We start from the raw sequence: 21,054 nt of genomic DNA, 5'->3' as shown, positions 1-21,054 counted from the left end.
ATTATCCTAAAAACGACCTCATTATTATGAATGTGGAAGAACCAAGCAATGCATCTCCATCAAAAGAAGAAAGAATTGCTGAGGCTCTAGATATGGCTAAAGTGACCATTGATGATGAGCAAGAAAAAAAAAGTAACATTATTGTTTTTCGACTAGGAGAGGAAGAGTATGGACTTCGGATAGACCAAATCAAAGAAGTTGTGATCACTCCTCGAATTACGAAAATACCTCTAACACCTTCTTACGTACGTGGTGTTGCAAATATCAGAGGAAATATATTGGCCATTATTGATTTGGAAGATAAGTTTTCGCTCAATAAAACCATTAATGAGACCAGCGGCTATACACTTGTAGTGGAAAGTCATGAATTCAATATGGCTATTTTAGTAAAAGATGTCCCTAATACCTTATCTGTAGCGGATACGGATATTGATTACACGCCCGCCGTAGTAACAGAAATGCACGGAGAGCAAGATTATATTAATGGTATTATTAAGATTGAAGATCGATTGATCATTTTGATAGACATCTTTAAGATTATCACAAAAGAAGACCTGAAAACTGTTATAGGGTCGAAGATTTAAAATTTAATGTTTATTTACCCATGGCTAAAAAAGTATTAATAGTTGATGATTCTTTGTACATGCGTTCTATTATCAAGGACGCATTAGAAGAAGCGGGGTTTGAAGTAATAGGACAAGCATCAAACGGTGAAGAAGCGATAGACCTAGCATTAGACTCAGAACCTGACCTGATTACATTGGACAATATTCTCCCTGATATGTTAGGGCTCGATATTTTAAAAACACTAAAAGAGGAAGACCTTACTTCTAAAATTATAATGATTAGTGCTGTTGGACAACAGGCAGTGATTGATGAAGGTATGAACCTAGGGTTGGATAGCTATTTAGTGAAACCATTTACTCCTGAGCAGTTGACTGAAGCAATAGGTCAGATTATTTAATTGAAGTACCAGTTCAAAGTGATTGAATGTGCTATTCTTTTATACAAAGAATATTTAAAAACGCGTTCAGTCCATTTTGACTCAGTACTTATTATGTACTTACACGAATGAAAGAAGAAGAACTTAAACAGATATTTCTCGCCGAAGCTCAGGATAGTTTTGAACAGCTCAACAGGTTATTTACACAGCTGGAAAAAAATCATGCTGATAGAGAAGCAACAGAAGCTATTTTTAGAATAATCCATACCCTCAAAGGTAATGCTGCGGCTATGGGATTCGAAGATGTCGCTTCCGTTGGGCATCTGTTGGAGGATATTTTCAGTGAAATTCGAAAAGGCAACATTACGTTGACCTCTATGGTTTTTAATGATCTCTTTAAAGCGATTGATAAGCTTGGAGAAATGATTGAAGGTGTGAAGGTCGATAAAAAAGTACCTTATAAAGGAATGCGGGCCAAGCTCAAAGTAATCCTTCGAAACTTAAAAGGTGAAATTGAATACGAGCATACGCAAGGAGGTGAGTCGTCAGAAAAAAAAGACAAGGAAATAGAAGCAACCCTCCAAAAACAGTTGGAGGAAGAATTAACGGAAAGTCAAAAAGAAACCTTAGCCTCAGAACAACCTGTTCCAATTGGTATTCCTTTAGCCGATGAGTTTATGGATGAAGAAGAGAAGAAATCAAAAATTACCTTCTCTGATTTTGTTCAGGTTCCTGTTTCCAAACTAGATACTTTATTGAATTTAGTAGGGGAATTGGCTATTGAAAAAGATAGAATTATAGCTCAAGGTGCAAGTGTCGGTGTAACGAATGAATATACCCGTTTGTATAGAATTACTTCTGATTTACAATATTCTGTAATGGGAGTTCGATTGGTGCAAGTTGGTGCTTTATTTCATAAGTTTCACCGTATTGTACGTGATGTAGCTTCTATTGAAAATAAAAAGGTGAACCTTGATCTTCAAGGTACAGAAATTGAAATTGATAGAAATGTATTACAGATTATTAGTGATTCTATGATTCACTTAGTCCGTAATGCGGTAAGTCATGGAATAGAAGGCCCTGAAGAAAGAAGAAAGAAAGGGAAAAAAGAGCAAGGTACCATTCAACTAAGAGCAACGTCTGATAAGGAGTATGTGATTATTGAGGTAAATGACGACGGATATGGTATTGATGCGAACAAAATCAGGAAAAAAGTAGTAGAGAAAAACCTCGCTACACCAGAGGCTATCGCCTCCCTTTCTGATGATGATGTGGTGAAGTTTATTTTTGAACCTGGTTTTTCAAGTGTTGATAATGTCACTTCAGTGAGTGGTAGGGGAGTAGGAATGGATGTTGTCAAAAAAGCAGTTGATGCTGTCGGTGGAAAAATAAATATCAAAACAGTATTAGGACAAGGAACTACGTTTAGTCTCAGTTTGCCTTCTTCAATGGCTGTAAAATCAGCTTTACTTTTTATTATCAACAATACAGAGTATGCTATTCCGTTATCATTTACAGAGGCAGTTATTTCTGTCAAAAAATCTTCAATTCACAAAGTAGGTAGTGGTTTAGTTACTTCACATTTGGATGATACTATTACAGTGATGTTTTTGAGAGATATTTTTGACTGCAAAGACAATGAAGAACTTCAAAACCCACAATTGCTTCACCGTTCTTTTGATCAGATAGAAGACCCTGAAGCTAAAATTAATATTGTAGTGGTTTCAGTTGATAATAAGATGATTGGTTTTGTAGTGGATCGATTACTACAACAGAAAGAAATTATCGAAAAACCATTGGGTAAACCTGTAGAAAATGCTCGTTTTATCAGTGGAGCTACAATTTTAGGTAATGGAAATGTTTGTCTTGTATTAGATGCTAACGATATATCTGAATTTTTATTTAAACCCACTTTTGCAACTGTATAATTAACTTAGAATACCAGAAAGAATTCATTATGTTTCAATCCCAGTTTTCAATAGAGAAATCTTATTTGATAAATGATATAACAAATATTGCACTAGGAAATGTAGCCAGTGCTCTGTCTACCGTTCTAAAAGATGAAATTTTAGTAAGGAATGTGATTGAAGTTAAAGATTTATCTAAAGAACAACTATTGCGTCAAGATTATAAAGAAGATCTATTTGTATTGACAACAGATATTGTAGGTGATATGAAAGCAGAGACCATGCTTATAGTACATGGAGAAGATGAACAGGGAATTATAGAAAAGACATTACCTAGAACTGAGTGGGGAAAGAAACATATGAGAGAGGCAATGTTATTGGAATTAGATAATATCCTAATCGCTGCATTTGTGACAAAGTTTGCCAATCTTTTCAATAATACAATGTATGGTCATGTTCCTGCTATTCAGGAAATGTCTTTGGAAAACTTTGATAAATTTATTCATAAAAAGGAAGAAGTCATGAACGTCTCTTATGCATTGAAAGCTGAATTAGGAGCTTTTAAGTCTAGAGTTAATTTAGAGCTGATTTGCATGTTTGATGAAACCTTAATTCCATTTGTAAGGAATTTTGATATTGAAAATGCATTTGTTGGTCAGCAGGATGATGATAAGAAAGAGGACAAAAAAGGATTCTTTAAAAGTTTTTTTGGTTAAAAAAGGCTGAGTTGTTCTTGCCCATATTTGATGTACCCTTCATGTTGTAAAAGCCATTTTTTTCTACCTAATCCGCCTGCATACCCAGTGAGTGTACCATCACTTCCAATGACTCTATGGCAGGGAATTGCCAATGCAATTGGATTTTGGCCGTTAGCTGCACCAACCGCGCGAATTGCTTTAGGATTTCCAATTCTTTCAGATATATCAAGATAAGTAGCAACAGTACCGTATTTTACTTTACAGAGTTCTTTCCAAACCTGTTTTTGAAATGTTGTGCCCGACAAATCAATAGAAAAGTCAAACCCTAATTTGCTATTTCCTTGAAAGTAATTATCGATCCACTCGATAGCGTCCATAGTATGTGGGTTCGGTAAATCATCAATGATTTCTTCTCCTTCTTCTAAAAAACGAATTTTTGAAACTCCCCTAGGAGTGGCTTCCACCACCATAAGTCCTAGAGGAGTTTCAATATAATCTCTGAAAACAGTTTCCATATTTTTTTAAATAGGTAAAGCGTTTTTTCTTCGTGACCATCCTACAAGAAGCATTGTAACCGCTAATACGCTTGCCACTCTTGCAATATAATCACCGTATAATGTATAGAAAGTTTCTTCCTTATTGATTCTCACTTTTCCAATTTCAGCACCCATTTCACCATAGGTAATAGGCTTAAGAATATCTCCTTTTTGATTGATAAAACAAGAGATACCTGTATTGGCAGACCTTGCAATATCTTTACGTGTTTCTATAGCTCTTAGTGATGAAAAAGCAAGGTGTTGTGTATGGCCTGGAGTATCATCCCACCAGCCGTCGTTAGTAACCACGGTAAGAAAATCAGCTCCTTTTTTAATATACTCTGTCACATATTCACCATAGACAGATTCATAGCAAATAATAGGCCCCACATTGATGTCACCATTGGCAAAAACTTCTCTTTCCTCTTGTCTTCCTAATCCACCTGAACTGCCTCCGAAGTTGAGAATAATGGCTTTTAGAATTTTTGGGAATGGAATTGTTTCTACACCAATGACCAATTGTGATTTATGATAGAAAGAGAAAGGTTCGTTATCTTTTACTCTGACTGCTGTATTGAAAACATCATAATAACCTATATTTTGTGAATGTCTTGAAGTAGAAGTCAAAGACGTATCACCGTAGATTTTGTAAGTGTCAGCACCGGAAACTAAGGTAGTATTAGGGTGCCTCATCATCATCTTTTTGATCACTAATAAATCAGGGCTTCTTTGAGGGCGGTCTTCGTCAATATTGTTACTGATAGAAGTTTCAGGCCAGAATACAAATTTTGTATTAGGTGTGATTGCCTTTTCAGTAAGTTCAATCATACGTTGTACTTGTTCCTGAGGAGGAATGTACGTTTTAGTATTTTGCTCTCCCGTTCTGGCATTATACCTAAACTTTTCTGAGTAACAATCAATGTTAGGTTGTACGACAGCGACTTCAATTTCTTCTCCTACTTCTTCATAATTATAATACATATATAAAGAAGTTGAGATAGGTATCAATAAGTAAAAGAAAATGGAAACAATTTTCTTTCCATTGACCATAAAACTAAAGAAATAGATATTGATCAGTGTGATCCAAAGTGTGCCACCAAAAGTACCTGTATACTCGTACCATTGAGCTAAAGAAGGTGTAAAACTCAGTACATTACCGATATTTAACCAAGGCCATGAGAATTCCCAGAACATGTGCACATATTCAAAGGCGATCCACCAACAGACAAAATCAAGATGATGAAATTTCCCTTGAGAAATTCTTTTGGTATGATAAAAGGCTAAAAATGGTAATGCCATCAAAGCAGCATTTGCTCCCCAAGCACCAAAAGTAGCCCATTTAGAGGCGTACCAAAGCCACCAGTATCCTACAAAGTTGAAAGTGAAAAAGGCTAGGAATGCAAAGCCGTAAATTCTCCACCCTTTGAAACGCTTGCTGTCAAGGGAAATCACTCTTTCAATTTCTAGCAAAGGCACAAACCCAATAAACACCAAAGGAAGGAATCCATGCCATGAAAGCCCCAAGAAGGTGCCACTAAGCAAAGCTAGAAGCCATGGATACCACTTCTTCTCACTGTTTGTTGTTATAAAGTCGTAGATAAATTTCCTCATTATTGATCTTTGTATTTATACTTATTGCCTTTAGGTTTTTTTTCTATTTTCTTTCCTTCAACCACTGCAACAATCTCGCCTTTTGGAGGATGTTCTGTATAATACTGTGCTAATTCCTCAAGAGTTCCTCTCATCGTTTCCTCATGAAATTTTGACAACTCTCTAGAAACACTAGCACGTCTCTCTCCTCCCCATGCTTCCGCCAATTGTTCTAAGAACTTGACTAAACGGTGAGGAGATTCATAAAACACCATTGTACGTTGTTCCTCTTCTAACTCTTTGATTTTAGTTTGTCTTCCTTTTTTATGTGGAAGGAAACCTTCAAATGTAAAACGATCAGCCGGCAAACCAGAATTCACTAAAGCTGGTACAAAAGCAGTGGCTCCAGGAAGTGTTTCCACTTTAATCCCCGTTTCTCCACAAGCTCTTACCAAGATATACCCTGGATCAGAAATGACAGGTGTTCCTGCATCTGAAACTAATGCAATTTTTTCGCCTTTCTGAAGACGTTGAAGTAATCCTTCAACGGTTTTATGTTCATTGAAAGCATGATGACTTTGTAAATTACTTTTGATGTCAAAATGTTTCAATAATTTACCCGTATTACGAGTGTCTTCCGCAAGAATCGTATCCACTTCATTCAGTATACGTAATGCTCTTGCTGTTATATCTTCAAGGTTCCCGATAGGTGTAGGAACTATATATAATGATGTCTCTTCCATAATTCTTTTTTATCGAAACAAAGATAATAATATGCCGTGACCGATCATGTCTTATTGAGGTAAGTTTATAAAAAAAGCTATATCAATTATCATGATATAGCCTCTGAAACTTTTCTTTGATGTCTGTTGTAATAAAAATCACATTGTATATAAGTAAACAAAAACCTTATGATCATAAGTCACAAAGAAAAAACCATTGTGGTAGGCACCTTTATAAAAAGGTTGTCCCTGATAGACCTTTGACTTCAATTTTAAATAATTACCATCGCTGTAAAACTGTTCTTCGACTGAAGTAGGGTACCACTTCTTGATAAACTTCTTATTCAGAAATTTTGCTTTACTTAAGTCATCACGATTTTTAAGTACCTGCATTAGTTTTTGGATTTGAGTGGAATCATAATCCAAAATACAGTAGAGTTGATAATCTGTAGGGCCAGGAACAAAACCATCTGCATTTGATTTTGAATTGACCTCCCAAATTGCACTATTGGGAACAACAGGCAGGTTTATAATTTTAGATAAGGTGGGAATATCATTATTAATCGTTTCCTTCTTTTCTTCATTGCATGCGATACAATTCAGTAATACAATAAAGAGTAATATATTATTTACTCTAAGAGTGATAATTTTTTTCATTCAATAGCTTATGTTTCTAAAGTTTATTGTGGAATTATAGCTTAAATATTTCGTTGGCTTTAGAAAATAAAAAAGCCAAAACACGATAAATATTCAATGTTTTGGCTTTCCTTTTTGAGAAAATATAAAAACTACTTACTGATCTTCACTTTATTCAAGATCGCATCAATAACTTGTTTTGTACTCACTTCATCTGCTTCCGCTTCATAGTTAAGAATGATACGGTGGTTCAATACATCATAAGCAATTTCTTTGATATCTTCTGGAAGAACATAGTCTCTGCCATCGAAGAATGCAATTGCTTTTGCTGCTCTGTGCAGGTTGATAGAGGCACGAGGAGAAACACCAAACTGAATGTATTGTGCTTCCTCATTCAATCCGTAATCTTTAGGGAAACGTGTCGCAAAAACAAGGTCAATAATATATTGTTCCAAGCTTTCACTAACTTTCACATCATTAATCGCATCACGGATAGCGAAAATATCTTCTTTCGATAAGATAGAACGAACTGAATCATCAAATGATTGATTCGACATTCTTCTCATCACTTCTAATTCGTCTTCTTTACGAGGGTAGTTGATATATACCTTCAACATGAAACGGTCAACTTGTGCTTCAGGAAGAGGGTAAGTACCTTCTTGTTCTACCGGGTTTTGAGTGGCCAATACCAAGAACGGGCGGTCTAACTTAAATGTAGTCTCACCAATCGTTACTTGCTTTTCTTGCATGGCCTCTAAAAGAGCCGCTTGTACTTTTGCAGGAGAACGGTTCACCTCATCCGCTAATACTAAGTTAGAGAATACAGGGCCTTTCTTTACTTCAAATTTTCCTTCTCTTTGATTGTAGATCATTGTACCAATCAAATCTGAAGGTAATAGGTCAGGCGTAAACTGAATACGTTGGAAGTCTAAATCCAACACGTTAGACAAAGTGTTTACTGTAAGGGTCTTTGCCAAACCAGGTACACCTTCTAAAAGGACGTGACCATTTGTAAAAAGTCCAACTAATAATCTATTAACCATGTAGTCTTGACCTACGACTACTTTTCCTACTTCTGTAATCACTTCATGGATTTTGTCATGAAGTACTTTATGATCTGCCATATTATTTGCTTACAAAAACTTTTCTTTGTTTAATACTGCCATACCAAGCATAATAGATAAAATGCTCACTATGTACAGATATGCAATTTACACCCTCAAATGAATTATTGTTGATATTCATTTGCGCCTAAACAAAATTTAACTTTTGCTAACAGCTTCACTACTGAAATACTATTTTGAATTTCTTGATTACGATCAAATTTACCAAATCGTCTTATTAGTCTTATATGAAAAGAGGTCGTCTTAAAAAAGACCACCTCATTTCAGTACTCAAGCACTGATAGTTTGTTGTTAGCATATGCTGATGACAGAATTTATGATAGTTCAAATTCTCAGGCTTGAGTTTAAGAAAAAATCGAAACTATTGGTTTTATAGCTAAGTTATTTCTGAGCATATTATTAGTATATACTCTTTGATAATTGTGTTTACTCTTGTGCATTATGCACCCCACTACTCGTATGTTCTGTCTTTACTTCTTTGATTTCTTTTTGATCATCCTTGTTGTTCGTAAGATTTGAAAGGCCTAACAGGGTAACAACAATGATAAGAACAAAGAAAGCATATAATTTATGCGATTTCATTTTGTCAAATATTGATAAGTTTTAATTATTATAATCAAATATGCGTATTTTATACACTTTAGTTGATGATAACTATCAATAAATGTTAATGATTGTGGTCAGTAAAATAAAAAACCTTCAGTAAGAACGATTTACTGAAGGTTTTTATGAGGAGGGAAGAGGAATAAAGATTAGTTCATTTTACCTATTCCATCAATGGTCCCATCAATATTTTGTTCAAGGATTGTATAGGTCCCATCATTGTGTAAATGACCAACTGCAGTTTTTCCATTATGTTGGAAAGTACCCCAGAAAATACTTTCGCCAAAGGAATTGGAAGAAATTTCATAAACAGTAAGACCTTCAAACTGCATGATATGTTGTGATGAATAATCAACTGGATCGATCTTAAGCAACTGAGGATTACCAGTAGTATTGATACCTGCAATCACCATGTGATCTTGGGATTTATCGGCAGTTTGGTTATTGATGATATTGAAATCTCTCAATGGAGTAATCAAAACTTCTTCACTCTCTTCTGTATTAACAAGCTCATAGATTTCATTACAGCCAATACCCATTACCTTGCTGTCAAATGTCATGATATTTGACAATCCACAAGAAAGTATAAAGCGGTTATTTCCATAATTTCTTGAAGTTTGTTGATCCGTATCTACTAACTGAACATTCGTTTCTTCTTCATTGTCAGTAGGTTTATAGTAAAATAATTCATTCTCCTTTATACCATTCCAAAGTGTAGTATGCCCCACCTTATTGATGGTGTCAATTTTCTTTGATGAATTGGTAGTCTGAAGATGAATTTCAATAAAATTATCCACATCAGCAGCATAAAGAATATTACCCTTAGGGTCGGCTGCAAATCTAGTTATCGATCCATCATGTGCAGTTGAAATAGGCATTTCTGTCAATGTACTTTCATTCACTATGATACTGTATAAATTACTGTCGTTACCAAGGTAAATCAATCCTCGACTCGTAGGAATAAATTGTTCACTAGATAAAAACTTACCTGATACGGGAGGTGCAGATGTCATAGGAACGGTATTTCCACTTCTTGTATCTAAAATATAGTTTTCTACCCCTTGGAAACCTAAATAAAGCAGGTTGTCATTGATTTTTACAATATCAGTTGGAACCCATTTAGGTGTATAGATTTCATCAAAATTATTGGTATAAGTCACCGTGTCGATTTCATTTTCATTGGTCACCTTATACAATCTTTTTCTATTTTCAGTATCCACCACATTAGGACCAATAAAGATGCTTGAAGCATAACTCAGGTCAATGTTTTTGATATGTTCTTGAGGGATGAGTTGATCGTTTTCTTTGTTACATCCAACAGTGAAAAGAATCACCGCGATGATCATAGACAGTTTTGTCGTTTTCATTTCTTTAATTGTAGAATTAATAAATTATTAGGTACGTTAATAGATTGCCAATCAATTAAATTTATGAGGTATTTACTCTCTTGTTTTAGTAAATTTGTAGTATAAAAATGAATATTTTTATTGATGAATAAAGAGGGTGTTTCTGTTTGTTATCAAACTTTTAATTCATTTAACCATAGAGAGTTTGATTTAAATAACTAATGTAAATACATCATTATTTGAAGGGAAGAGTAATGAGATAGCTTGACTTATTAATTTTTTTTGATAAACTATCTAAAAGAAAAAGTACTGATTTATTTGCATAACTTCTTCCATCTTTATTAATTAAAACCTTGCTCGATGAAAATATTATTTCATCAAGTTTGAGTGACAAGGTTACAGTTGATGAATTGAATTCATCATTATTCAAAACCAACGATAAGTGGCAGATATACAGACAGCTGATGAACTAATAAGGGAACTTTACAGGCATCGAAAAGTGATCAATCATCTTTTTAAGAAGAAGAGTGCTTCTTTTGATGAACTCACGGAGATAGCTGATGGTAAGGAAAAGGAAATCTTGCAGGCCAATGCAAGAGGAATCATCTCTTTGCAGGAAGGGGAACCGGCACGTTTAGACGAACGTCTACTCAATTTTGTAGAGGATTTTCTGGAGATCAATGAGGATATCCGAAATTTTGAGATTGATGAGAGTATCAGAATCTTGAAGAAGACGATTTACCTTTATGAAATTGATGAAGATAGTAAGGAGAGAGAGCGTTATTTAAATAGAGTAAAGCGAAACCTGAACAGTATTGGGAGGGTAATTCGTAAGAATGCAGCCACGCTTAGTGCTTTAGTAAAACAAGAATATAAAACGGCATCTTCAATCGAACTCAAAAAAGTAAAAATTGAAGACCACAACGAACAAGCGGAAAAGCTTTTACAATTGATTCAAAACGCTGAGGAATTGCTTGAAAATCCATTCTTCAGAGTCGTTCAAGATGAAGGGCTTCGTACCATCGTCAATGAACTAAGAGGAAATCACCTGACCATGGCACGTCATAACTTGATTGCTTTACGCCAGGAAATTGTCCGCTTTATCAATCAGATTGCGGAGCTTGATCGTCAACATAAAAAGATCTTACAACTCAAGAAATACAGAGATTTGTATGAGTTGGAAGTGCGTACCAATGTGGAGGAGGTTTTCACGCATGAGAGTGCTTTGTTCTTCGACACGCAATTACGTTTTCAGACTATGTTGGATTTGGATTACCTCAGAGGTGATGAAGGGTTGGATATTATTGAAAGAGTTGCGATTCGTCGTCAGCACAAAATGAGAATGCAATTGCAAGCGGAGTTGGATATCGATGGGGATTTACTAGATCCTCAACAGCAGAAAATGTTGCATATCGACTTTGGAAAGCTGAAAAGAGCATTCTTCTTGCAGGACAAAGACTTATTCCACTTTGTGAAAGAATATGATTATGGATACGAAATGACAGAAGATCAACTGATCAAAATTTACTGTCAGGTGGCATTGATTTTTGAAGATGAAATGGATTTTGGATTACCGAAAAACCCATTTGATGATGCCAAACAAATCGAACTGAATGGAAAACAGTTTGCTTTTATTCGTCCTAAAGTAGCTGAGCAAAAGTAAATGAAAAATGTGGTTTGTGCACCATAGTTAAAACTATGGGCAGGTGATATGTAAACCTATCAAGACTGAAGTCTTGAGGTTTAAAAGCGGAAATAACACTTTAGTGTTGTTGGAGTCAGTATCACAAGCCCATGACTTCAGTCATGGTGCACGAAACAACAGTTTACTAAAGAAAAGAAATAACAAACAGCATGAATATAGATCATAATAGTACCCGTCGAGTATTTGAGATGCTCAGTCGAGGACAATTTTTGAGTGCTAATACCATAAGACCGGAATTCAGGAAATTATACGATGAAGTAGAAGAATATTTTTCTGCATTCGAAAGCGTCTATGCCCCATTAGGGTTTCACCTAAAGAAAGGAAATAATTACTTCTATTTTTCTCGTGAAGGTGGTCGACAGACGATCGAAGAGAAAATCGAACGTTTCTATAAATACATTGATCGATTGGCATTTTTCGCAACTTTCGCTCCTGGATTTGGAGAAGGAATGCGTTTTTATGTCAAAGATATTGTACATAAATGCAATGTTGAAACCGACTTGAATGATCAGCTTCAACGTTTTGCTTCAGACAAATCGATCTCTACACATGATAAAGTAAGAGACCTTGTAGACGAAATGAAAAGGCAGGGTTTTATGGAGTGTGAGGATGATGAAAACGAAGGGTATATCGTTTTATCTTCTTACAACTACCTAAAAGATATTGTTGATTTAATAGACATTGATCCAACTAACGAATAATGAATACAAGACAATCACCTAAAAGATATTTAAATAAACTCGTCCTGATTAAAAGTGCGGGTTTTGATTATGCTGAAGTGGATCTTGGAGGAAATGTTCACTTTGTGGGATCCAATGGTTTCGGTAAAACAACAGCATTAAGAGCCGTTTTATTCTTTTATCACGCCACTTCTGAGAAAAGGGAGTTGGGGATCAAAGAACAGCAAATGTCTTTCTCTGAATATTATTTTCAGGACCTCAATGCACGTTTGATTTATGAAATTCAGACACCAAGAGGAAAGCATTTATTGACCGTGTATAAATCTGGAGGTCGTTTGAGATTCCGATTTATAGACGCTTCTTACAACAAAGATCTATTTATCAAAGACCGAAAAGCATGTACGCACGATGAGGTCATTGAGAACTTAAAAAAAGCAGAAATTCCTTTCTCAGATGAGATCAGAAGGTTTGCGGATTTAAGAAAAGTGATCTATGGTGTAAGTAAATACAATACACAATTCAGTTTATTGAAACCTTCAGCAGGTGTAAAAAGTCATCACGTAGAAGGTATTCCGAAGGCAATTACCAACATCTTTAGAAGTTCTGGCTTAAAGTCGGATTACATCAAAAGAGCAATTGGTGAAGCGGCCTCGGCAGATTATGAAATGCAACCCATTTCTCTGGAGACTATTGCCAATTTCATTCATGAGTTTGATGATCAGTTAACCGATTTTGAAGACTTCGAAAGAAATAAAGGTAATGCCGAGGAAATCGTTTCATTGGAAGCTGAAATCACCCAACAACAAGATTATCAACAACGCCTTGCAAAGCAAATTGGTGGTGGAGTTGCTTTAGCTGAAAAACACTTAGCCGACAGTGAAAAACTCTTAGCAGAAATGCAGAAAGAGGAAAATGAAATGAAGGCGAAGTATGAGAAAGCAGAAACCAACTATCAAGAGAAAACGGCTGAAGTCAATCAAGAATTAGGGGAGATTAAAGCGACCTTAAAGGAGATTGAAAGAAGAGAGAAGGAATATGAATCCATCAATATCGGTGGGGAAACATTCTCAATTGAGCAAGTAGTTGATTTGGTGGCGGAAGAACCACGTTTGAAAGATCAGTTGATTTATCAGCAGGAGATCAAACAAATGTTGGTGGCAAAAACGGCGGAAGTGGAACGCTTGATTTCTGATCAAAAAGCTTCACTAGAGCAGAAGTACACATCAAGAAAAGGAGAGTTCAATGAGCAGAAGCAATTACTCAAAGAACAATTACACCTTCAAAAAGAAAAACTTCAAAGCGAAAAGCAAGAGAAGTTAGAGGAAGTAAGAACCAAGTTCTTTACGCAGGAAGGAGAATACAGAACAGAATTAGATCAGCTAAAAGAAGCGAAAACGAGAGCGGATGTTGCTTTAGAAATGGAGCAAGAGAAAGACTTCTCGAAGAACCTTTTAGTAGAAAATAATACCTTAAGATTTAAACTTTCATCTTCTATCAAAGAAAATAAACATACTTTGGTAGAGACGGAAAACATGATCAAAAACACCAAAGAACGTAAGCGATTAGAAGAGCAGATTATCCGTAATGAAGCGAGAAATCAGCAAATCGAATTGGAACGTCAGGTGAAAATTGCTTCTGATGAGGTGGAAGAATGGAAAGTCCGTCAAGAGAATTATGAAGGGACATTCCGTGAATTCTTAGATCAAAATAAATCAGATTGGGCGGAAAATATCGGTAAGGTTTGTGATGAAGAATTGCTTTCCAGAAAAGATTTGGAGCCGTCTTTATTAGAAGGCGAATCTTTCTATGGAGTAAAATTGGATATTGCTTCACTGACTTCAAAAGTGACAGCTACCGATCATATCTCATCCACTTATGAAGCTAAAAAAGAAGCATTAGCGAAAGCTGAAAGTGATTTAGCGGAATTGGATGAGGTGATTGATAAAAAGGTAGAAAAACTCTTAGGCAACTACAGTAAGAAACTTTCAAACCTTGAGCAAACCCTTTCAGACCTTTCTTCAGAAATTGTTAATCAAGAAAAAGAACTGAAAGAGGCAAGAGAACAGGAAGCTTCTATTATCGAAAAAGGCAATACTTTAAAGGAGGAAGCTTTAGTAGATCTAAGAAGAAAACTGAGAATTGCACAAGAATCTTGTGAGTCTGTAGAAGGAAAACTAGCAGATTTAAAAGATGATCGTTGGGCACAAGAACGTGAGATTTCTGATATTTTCAATTCGAAAATCAATACCTTAAAAGAAGAGATTGATGGAAAGCTCGCAAAACTAGAGAAAGAGTGGTCGTCTTACCAAGGTGATCATGACAAACGTATCACTGCACTTGAAGAAGAACGTAAAGGTTTATTGGAAGAGAAAGGGATTGATACGGATAAGTTAGCAGAGGTTGAGGAAGAAATCACGATTCTTAATCACAAACTGAAGCAGGTAGAGGAAGCTCAAATTGTAAAAAGAGGGTACGAAAAAGATAAAACGTACTACTTGGACAAAGCGGAGGAGACCAGAAGCAGAAAGAAATTCCAAGACAGAGAGCTTGAAAAACTCAAGGAAGAATACGACAAAGCAGTTGAGGAATACGAAGAACAACTCAACTACTTGGACGATAAAAGAGATGCTTACCGCAGAACAAAAGATCATTCCAATCATCTATTAAAGCAATTCAAAGCAGCAAGAGAAGAAGATGAACAAGCCTATGAGCGTCTTCAAAAATACTTTGATGAAGGCGTAGAAAACCTTAACGAAGCAGAAATCAACGACAGCGATTTATCTTTCTTATTGACAGAATTGAGAAAGTCATTAAAAGAAAAAGCACGTTTGGTTTCTACCTTCAAATCAAAAGGACAAATCTTTACAGGTGTCTTCAGAAGAGACAATCACCTGAAGATTCCTGCACTCTTTGCTCAATCGACTTTACAAGAATTTATCTACTTGGCAAAGAAAGTCCTTCCAAGTTTATTGGATGGAGAACGATTGTCACACATGAGGGATCAATTAGAGAAACAGCATAGAGAAATCATCAGTGCTGTGGCTCGTCAGGTGAAAGATCTTTCAGATACTTCTGATTTGATTAAGAAAATTGTCAAAGACATCAACAACGGATTTGCGAAAAGTAACTTCGTGGGTGTAGTGAAGTCCATCGAATTGGAATACAATGAGAATAACACACCACTGTTGACTACTTTAAAGAAAATCTACAAGCTCAATGAAAACGTTTCATTCTCAGATCAAGGCGATATTTTTAAAGTGAATGTCAATTCTTCAGCAAAAGATTCTCGCTACTCTGTTCAGTTGTTGAAAGACCTTCGTAGAGTAATTAAGGAAAATGCTCAAAAGCAGATTACATTAGAAGATACTTTCATGTTGCGCTTTAGAGTAATAGAAAACAACAACGATACAGGTTGGGTAGAGAAACTGTCTAATGTAGGTTCGGAAGGTACGGATGTGTTGGTGAAATCGATGATTTACATTACGCTCCTGACCGTATTCCAAGAGAACGCTTACAAAGAACAAGAGGATTACTTTGTACACTGTGTGATTGATGAGGTTGGTAAATTATCAGATCGTTACTTAAGAGATTTGATCCATTATACCAACTCCAAAAATATCCGCTTGATCTTCGGTTCACCAAACGAAAATGATCCATCGATTTACGATCACGTTTTGAAATTGGAGAGAAATTCTAAGACGAACAAAGCAAGCGTGGTGAAGCTTGTGAGTGAGATATAAAATTGGGCCTCTTGCTGATAACAAAGTGAGAGGCTATTTTTTTTGATAAATGAAAACATAGAAGGTTGAAAATAAGCTTATTCTTTTAAATAGTTCTTTTCCTTTACCCCAAAGACATTGTAATAGAGATGATTTTAAGGGAGATGAAATTTTGAAATTAAGGGGGGTATAATTGTGATTCGTGAGAAATAAAACTAATTCTCCCCTGTTTAGTAAATTAAATTCATAACTTTTTACAACAACACTATTTATGTGCCTTCGCACTCCTGTAAACACTAACGCAGATTTTTTTAATCTATTTAATGAAATGAAATTTACTTGGATGAAATTATTAGCTCTCGCAACTATTATTCTTACTATGCTCAGTTTTTCTTCCTACAGAAAAGTTGATGTGAAGAAAGATTCAATAGCATTTTTTTCCCCTTCAAATCTTGTTAAAATAGATGCCAAAATTTATGTTCCGGTACAATACCATAGTTCACGAAAACAGTTCATCAACATTGCTGTAAAAGATAAGGACAAAAAAATAATAGGTTTTGGAAGACAAGATGCTTTAGTAGGAAAGCATATCACGACTATACCCATTCAAATAAAGAAAAGTTTTCAGCAAAATAAAGGGTATTATATCGAATGCTTTTTCACATCTCCTCAAGATCATCACTCTCAAAAGAAATTGATCAAGAAGTATATCATTGCTAAAAAAGAAATTCCTTTTCATTTAAGACAAAGCAACACATTTACAGAGAGTGGATGGGATCAGTTAGAAGGTGATGTTATGACCAATATAGAAGAAAATGATTACCATTTGACGATGAAAGGTCAAGCGTCTGCATCAAGAAAAGTTCCCGTTCAGCCTTATAAATATTACCAACTGACATTTAATGCCATCAATCATAATCCAGATGTAAAAGCGTATGTGGCTTTGAAAGGAGATATGCTGGATAATCTAATGGTGGATATTAATGAACCGAAGGATAAACAGTATTCTCTAATTTTTAAAGTAACCACAAACCATAAAGCAAAGGATGTTGAAATTATAGCCTCTACGAGTGATAAAGGTAATGCTGAAATCAAGAACATTGCGGTTACACCTGTTCAGACACCGTGGATTAAAAGGTTTGGCTTGAACAAACAAAAAGCAGCTATTAATTCATCGAAGTTTTTTGAACACATTACGACCAAAAATGGCCTTGCTCAGAACTCAGTTCCCCGTATTTTTCAAGATAATCAAGGTTTTATGTGGTTTGGTACTTATGATGGTTTGAATAAGTATGATGGCTATAGTTTTAAAGTGTACAAAAAAGGAAATCAGGCTTCTTCTAAACAGTCAATCAGTAGTAATTTGATTTACGCCATTGATGAAGATGCAGAAGGCAATCTTTGGGTTGGTACATCTGGAGGTGGATTGAGTATGCTCAATCAAGCTTCTCAGGAATTTACAGTTTATAAACACGACCCGGATGATCCCACAAGTATTAGTAATGATCATGTGACAGATCTACACATTGATGCCAAAAACAGATTATGGATTACTCACTTAAGAGGGATCGATATGTTGGACTTGAATATGCCTGCAGAAAGCAGAAAGTTTAAGTCGATGGAGCTTAATTTGAGTGATAGATTTCCAAAAAGAGTGACGTGTGTCTACGAGACAAAATCGGGTGAATTGTGGTTTGGAGCAAGTGCTCAAGTGGCTTATCATTTGATAGATGAGTCAAAAGGAAAGTTTATTTTTGAGAGATTTAAAACAACTGGTGTTGTAAATGTCATTACGGAAGATAAAAACGGGAAGCTGGTGATGGGATCCAATTCTGGGTTGAACTATGAGTTTAAAGATGTAGAGACAGGGAAATCTTATTTTTGTGTGTTGTTTTATGCAGGTATTAATGATCTAGAATTCACCGATAATAAAGAAACCTTATGGGTGGCGACTCGAAATGGATTGGTGGAAATAGGGTACGATAAGAAAGGTAAATTAAAATTTAAGGCAAAATATCAAGAGAACATTTATAATGAACATAGCTTAAATAATAATGATATTTCAAGCCTTTATAAAGATAAACAAGGGACCTTGTGGATCGGTACTATAGCAGGCGGGGTAAATAAATTGGATATTTATCGTAAACCATTTTTGCACATCAAAAAAACAGGGACTATAGGAAGTTTACTTGATAATAGTACCCGAGGTTTGCTCATTGATAGTGAAGGTGGGCTTTGGGTAGGAACAGGTTCAGAGGGGTTGAATTATTTACCACCTAAAAAGGATTATAATCAATTTCAGCAAGCAAAAAATATCCCCAAGTTATATTCTATCATTGAGGTAAACAGTGGTAGTAAGAAAAAGATTTGGCTAGGGACCCGATTTGGATTGTTGGTTACTGATGTAAATGGTGATAAAACGATTCCATTTGAGAAGAGAATAAACAAAATTGATTTTGACTTCTCCTCTATCATGACACTTTTTCAAGATAGTAGAGGTATTATCTGGGTGGGAACTTACAGTAAAGGTCTGTTTAAAGTCAATGATAATTTAAATCTGGATGAGGTGGTACAACTACCTACCCAACAATTGGATGGGCAATTGAGTAGTTCAATTATTAGAAGTGTTCAAGAGGACAGTTTTGGCAATATTTGGGTGGGAACAGCAGACGGTTTGAATATGATTCCGGAAGATCAGGTTTATGCTGATAATCCTTCAGTTGTTGTTTACAAAAATGATGTGAATGATAAAAACAGTATCAGTCAAGATTATATTTTAGATTTACTTCCTTCCAAAAATGGAGACATTTGGATTGGCACTATGGGAGGTGGATTAAATAAGTTTATAGCTGCAGAAAATAAGTTTTTGAAGTTTACGACTGCTGATGGATTGCCTAATAATACGATTAAAGGTATTCTAGAAGATGAAAATAGTCATATTTGGGTATCAACAAACGATGGTTTAGCACAATTAAACACGGAGTCATTAGCGATAACAAATTATGATAGAAGTGATGGGTTGCAAGGAAATGAATTCCAAGATTTATCAAAGGCCAAAACTGATGAAGGATTATTATTATTTGGTGGTGTAAATGGGATTACGATGTTTGATCCAGAGAAAATCACGCATAATACCATTGTACCTTCGATTGTGTTTACCAACTTTAAACTGTTCAATAGGACTGTCAATGTTGGAGACTCTGTAAATGGAAATGTTATACTTAATAAAAATATTTCGCTTACAAATGCATTGGTGTTGGATCATGATGAAAAGAATTTTTCGCTTGAATTTGCTGCACTGCATTACGCTTCTCCTCTTAAGAATAAGTACTCTTATAAACTGCAAGGTTTTGACAAAGATTGGTTTGATGTTTCAGCTGAAAACAGATGGGTAAATTATACCAACCTTGATGCAGGCGAATATACCTTTATGGTACGCGGATCTAATAATGATGGACAGTTTAATCCTGCGGTCAAGGAAATGAAGATAACAATCTTACCGCCTTGGTGGGAAACAACCTGGTTTAAGATCACTTCAGCCTTCCTATTTGTATTGCTGTCGATTGCCTTCTATCAGTATAAAGTATACGCTTATAAGAAGAGCAAGAAGATACTACAAACGTTGGTGAGAGAGCGTACAGTAGACTTGCAGAATGCTCATGATGAAATCATGTCTAACAATGCTAAGCTCGAAGAACAGCATGAGGAATTAGAAATGCAGAGAGAGTCTTTATTGAAAAAGAACGATCTGATCACAGAGACAAATAATAAACTGATTGATAGTATTCGATACGCTAAAACGATCCAAAAGGCCATTCTACCTTCTGAACGTGAGTTGAGAAAGGCCTTTAATAAGATCTTCAATCTATACCTTCCTAAAGATCTAGTTTCTGGTGATTTTGTTTGGTTACATCAAAATAAAGAAAATATTTACTTCGTAGTGGCCGATTGTACAGGTCATGGTGTACCGGGTGGTTTTATGTCGATGATTGGCTCTTCGATTTTAAATAACTTGATCAAAGAACAAAAGATTGATGATGTGAGCGTCATTCTTGATCAACTTCATGAGAAGGTTTACAATGCCTTCCGTCATGATGACTCTTTTAAAGATGCGGGAATGGATTTGATCATATGTAAATTCACACCTCAAGGAGGACTTACCATCTTGGAATTCGCAGGAGCAAAAACACCTCTTTATCATTATGATAGTTTCCAAAAAGAAATTACCGTTTATCCTACCACCAAAAAATCAATTGGTTCATCAAGAAAATCAGATGTGAAGTTTGAAAAGAACATATTGACTATTCTTCCAGAAGATTGTATCTATTTGGCATCTGATGGTTATATGGATCAAAATAAGGCTGACCGTAAGAAATTTGGTAGAGTGAAATTCTTGGAAATGCTCAATGAAAATTCTCAGTTGGATTTCACCGAACAGCTTAAAAATATAGAGCAAGAATTGGAAACATTTAAAGAAGGAGAAGAACAAAGAGACGATATTACCGTGGTGGGTATTGGCTTTTAGTGGATATAGTAGAATTATAACTAAAACCTCCTGTAAGTATATAAGCTTGCAGGAGGTTTTTTATGGAAAATGATTAGCAAAATACCGTAATCTAACTTTTCGGACATTTATGCTTTTTAGAAATCAGGAGATTTCTGATGATTTACAGGACACGAATGTCGCTATCGCTTAACATTCGCGTCAGTGGACTTTCTACCCAATTCGTTTTGTAGTGCTTTCCTCGGCCTTGAAGGGAAAAGCGTTAAGAATTTCATGGATTGAGCCGTCAAAAATGATTTTCTTGTTCGAGCTTTAGCGAGTTTAAAATCATTTAGGCGAAA

At 35.5% G+C, this 21,054-nt stretch carries 15 protein-coding genes; 8 read left to right on the top strand and 7 right to left on the bottom strand.

Features of this window, described 5'->3' with window-relative positions:
* The first annotated feature begins 26 nt into the window (after positions 1-26).
* The 4 genes from PL77_RS04835 to PL77_RS04820 all read left to right on the top strand — a co-directional run bounded on the left by PL77_RS04835 (position 27) and on the right by PL77_RS04820 (position 3,566).
* The gene (locus tag PL77_RS04835) at positions 27-584 is read left to right on the top strand and encodes a chemotaxis protein CheW (RefSeq protein ID WP_052444180.1); all 558 of its coding nucleotides are present in this window, start codon (positions 27-29) and stop codon (positions 582-584) included.
* A gap of 20 nt (positions 585-604) precedes the next feature.
* A complete protein-coding gene (locus PL77_RS04830; RefSeq protein WP_044202290.1) occupies positions 605-964 on the top strand; it encodes a response regulator in 360 nt (119 codons plus the stop codon).
* 107 nt (positions 965-1,071) lie between these two features.
* Complete coding sequence (locus tag PL77_RS04825; RefSeq protein WP_044202289.1) at positions 1,072-2,871, top strand: chemotaxis protein CheA; 1,800 nt, start codon at positions 1,072-1,074, stop codon at positions 2,869-2,871.
* Between the two features lie 29 nt (positions 2,872-2,900).
* Positions 2,901-3,566, top strand: coding sequence for a hypothetical protein (locus tag PL77_RS04820; RefSeq protein ID WP_044202287.1), 666 nt, complete (start codon positions 2,901-2,903; stop codon positions 3,564-3,566).
* Here PL77_RS04820 and PL77_RS04815 read toward each other — a convergent pair.
* The 7 genes from PL77_RS04815 to PL77_RS04790 all read right to left on the bottom strand — a co-directional run bounded on the left by PL77_RS04815 (position 3,563) and on the right by PL77_RS04790 (position 10,126).
* The gene (locus PL77_RS04815) at positions 3,563-4,063 is read right to left on the bottom strand and encodes a methylated-DNA--[protein]-cysteine S-methyltransferase (protein ID WP_044202285.1); all 501 of its coding nucleotides are present in this window, start codon (positions 4,061-4,063) and stop codon (positions 3,563-3,565) included. The genes PL77_RS04820 and PL77_RS04815 overlap by 4 nt on opposite strands.
* Before the next feature lie 6 nt (positions 4,064-4,069).
* Positions 4,070-5,695, bottom strand: coding sequence for an apolipoprotein N-acyltransferase (gene lnt / locus PL77_RS04810; RefSeq protein ID WP_044202283.1), 1,626 nt, complete (start codon positions 5,693-5,695; stop codon positions 4,070-4,072).
* Entirely contained in the window at positions 5,695-6,417 is a 723-nt protein-coding gene (gene rsmI, locus PL77_RS04805) for a 16S rRNA (cytidine(1402)-2'-O)-methyltransferase (protein ID WP_044202281.1), read from the bottom strand. Before rsmI ends, lnt begins: the two co-directional genes overlap by 1 nt.
* 138 nt (positions 6,418-6,555) lie before the next feature.
* Positions 6,556-7,053 carry a hypothetical protein gene (locus tag PL77_RS04800; RefSeq protein ID WP_044202280.1) on the bottom strand — a complete coding sequence of 166 codons (498 nt, stop codon included), beginning with the start codon at positions 7,051-7,053 and terminating at the stop codon, positions 6,556-6,558.
* A 131-nt stretch (positions 7,054-7,184) separates the two neighbouring features.
* Positions 7,185-8,156, bottom strand: coding sequence for a MoxR family ATPase (locus PL77_RS04795; RefSeq protein ID WP_044202279.1), 972 nt, complete (start codon positions 8,154-8,156; stop codon positions 7,185-7,187).
* 426 nt (positions 8,157-8,582) lie between these two features.
* Positions 8,583-8,738, bottom strand: coding sequence for a hypothetical protein (locus PL77_RS31705; protein WP_156152244.1), 156 nt, complete (start codon positions 8,736-8,738; stop codon positions 8,583-8,585).
* Between the two features lie 170 nt (positions 8,739-8,908).
* Positions 8,909-10,126 (bottom strand): hypothetical protein, encoded by a 1,218-nt coding sequence (locus PL77_RS04790; protein ID WP_156152243.1) that lies wholly within the window; start codon positions 10,124-10,126, stop codon positions 8,909-8,911.
* A 421-nt stretch (positions 10,127-10,547) separates the two neighbouring features.
* Here PL77_RS04790 and PL77_RS04785 point away from each other — a divergent pair, with 421 nt between their 5' ends.
* The 4 genes from PL77_RS04785 (at position 10,548) to PL77_RS30260 (ending at position 20,734) form a co-directional block, all read left to right on the top strand.
* Positions 10,548-11,768 carry a hypothetical protein gene (locus PL77_RS04785; protein WP_156152242.1) on the top strand — a complete coding sequence of 407 codons (1,221 nt, stop codon included), beginning with the start codon at positions 10,548-10,550 and terminating at the stop codon, positions 11,766-11,768.
* A gap of 191 nt (positions 11,769-11,959) precedes the next feature.
* Positions 11,960-12,511: a hypothetical protein gene (locus PL77_RS04780; RefSeq protein ID WP_156152241.1), complete on the top strand. Its 552-nt coding sequence runs from the start codon at positions 11,960-11,962 to the stop codon at positions 12,509-12,511.
* Positions 12,511-16,230, top strand: coding sequence for an ATP-binding protein (locus tag PL77_RS04775; protein ID WP_044202273.1), 3,720 nt, complete (start codon positions 12,511-12,513; stop codon positions 16,228-16,230). Before PL77_RS04780 ends, PL77_RS04775 begins: the two co-directional genes overlap by 1 nt.
* Before the next feature lie 322 nt (positions 16,231-16,552).
* Entirely contained in the window at positions 16,553-20,734 is a 4,182-nt protein-coding gene (locus tag PL77_RS30260) for a two-component regulator propeller domain-containing protein (RefSeq protein ID WP_172665799.1), read from the top strand.
* The last annotated feature ends 320 nt before the right edge of the window (positions 20,735-21,054 follow it).

Origin of the sequence: Flammeovirga sp. OC4 (assembly GCF_000812565.1) — a bacterium.
Lineage (GTDB): Bacteria > Bacteroidota > Bacteroidia > Cytophagales > Flammeovirgaceae > Flammeovirga.
The sequence above is the reverse complement of the archived record's forward strand: the minus strand, read 5'-3'. Positions and strand labels throughout refer to the sequence as shown.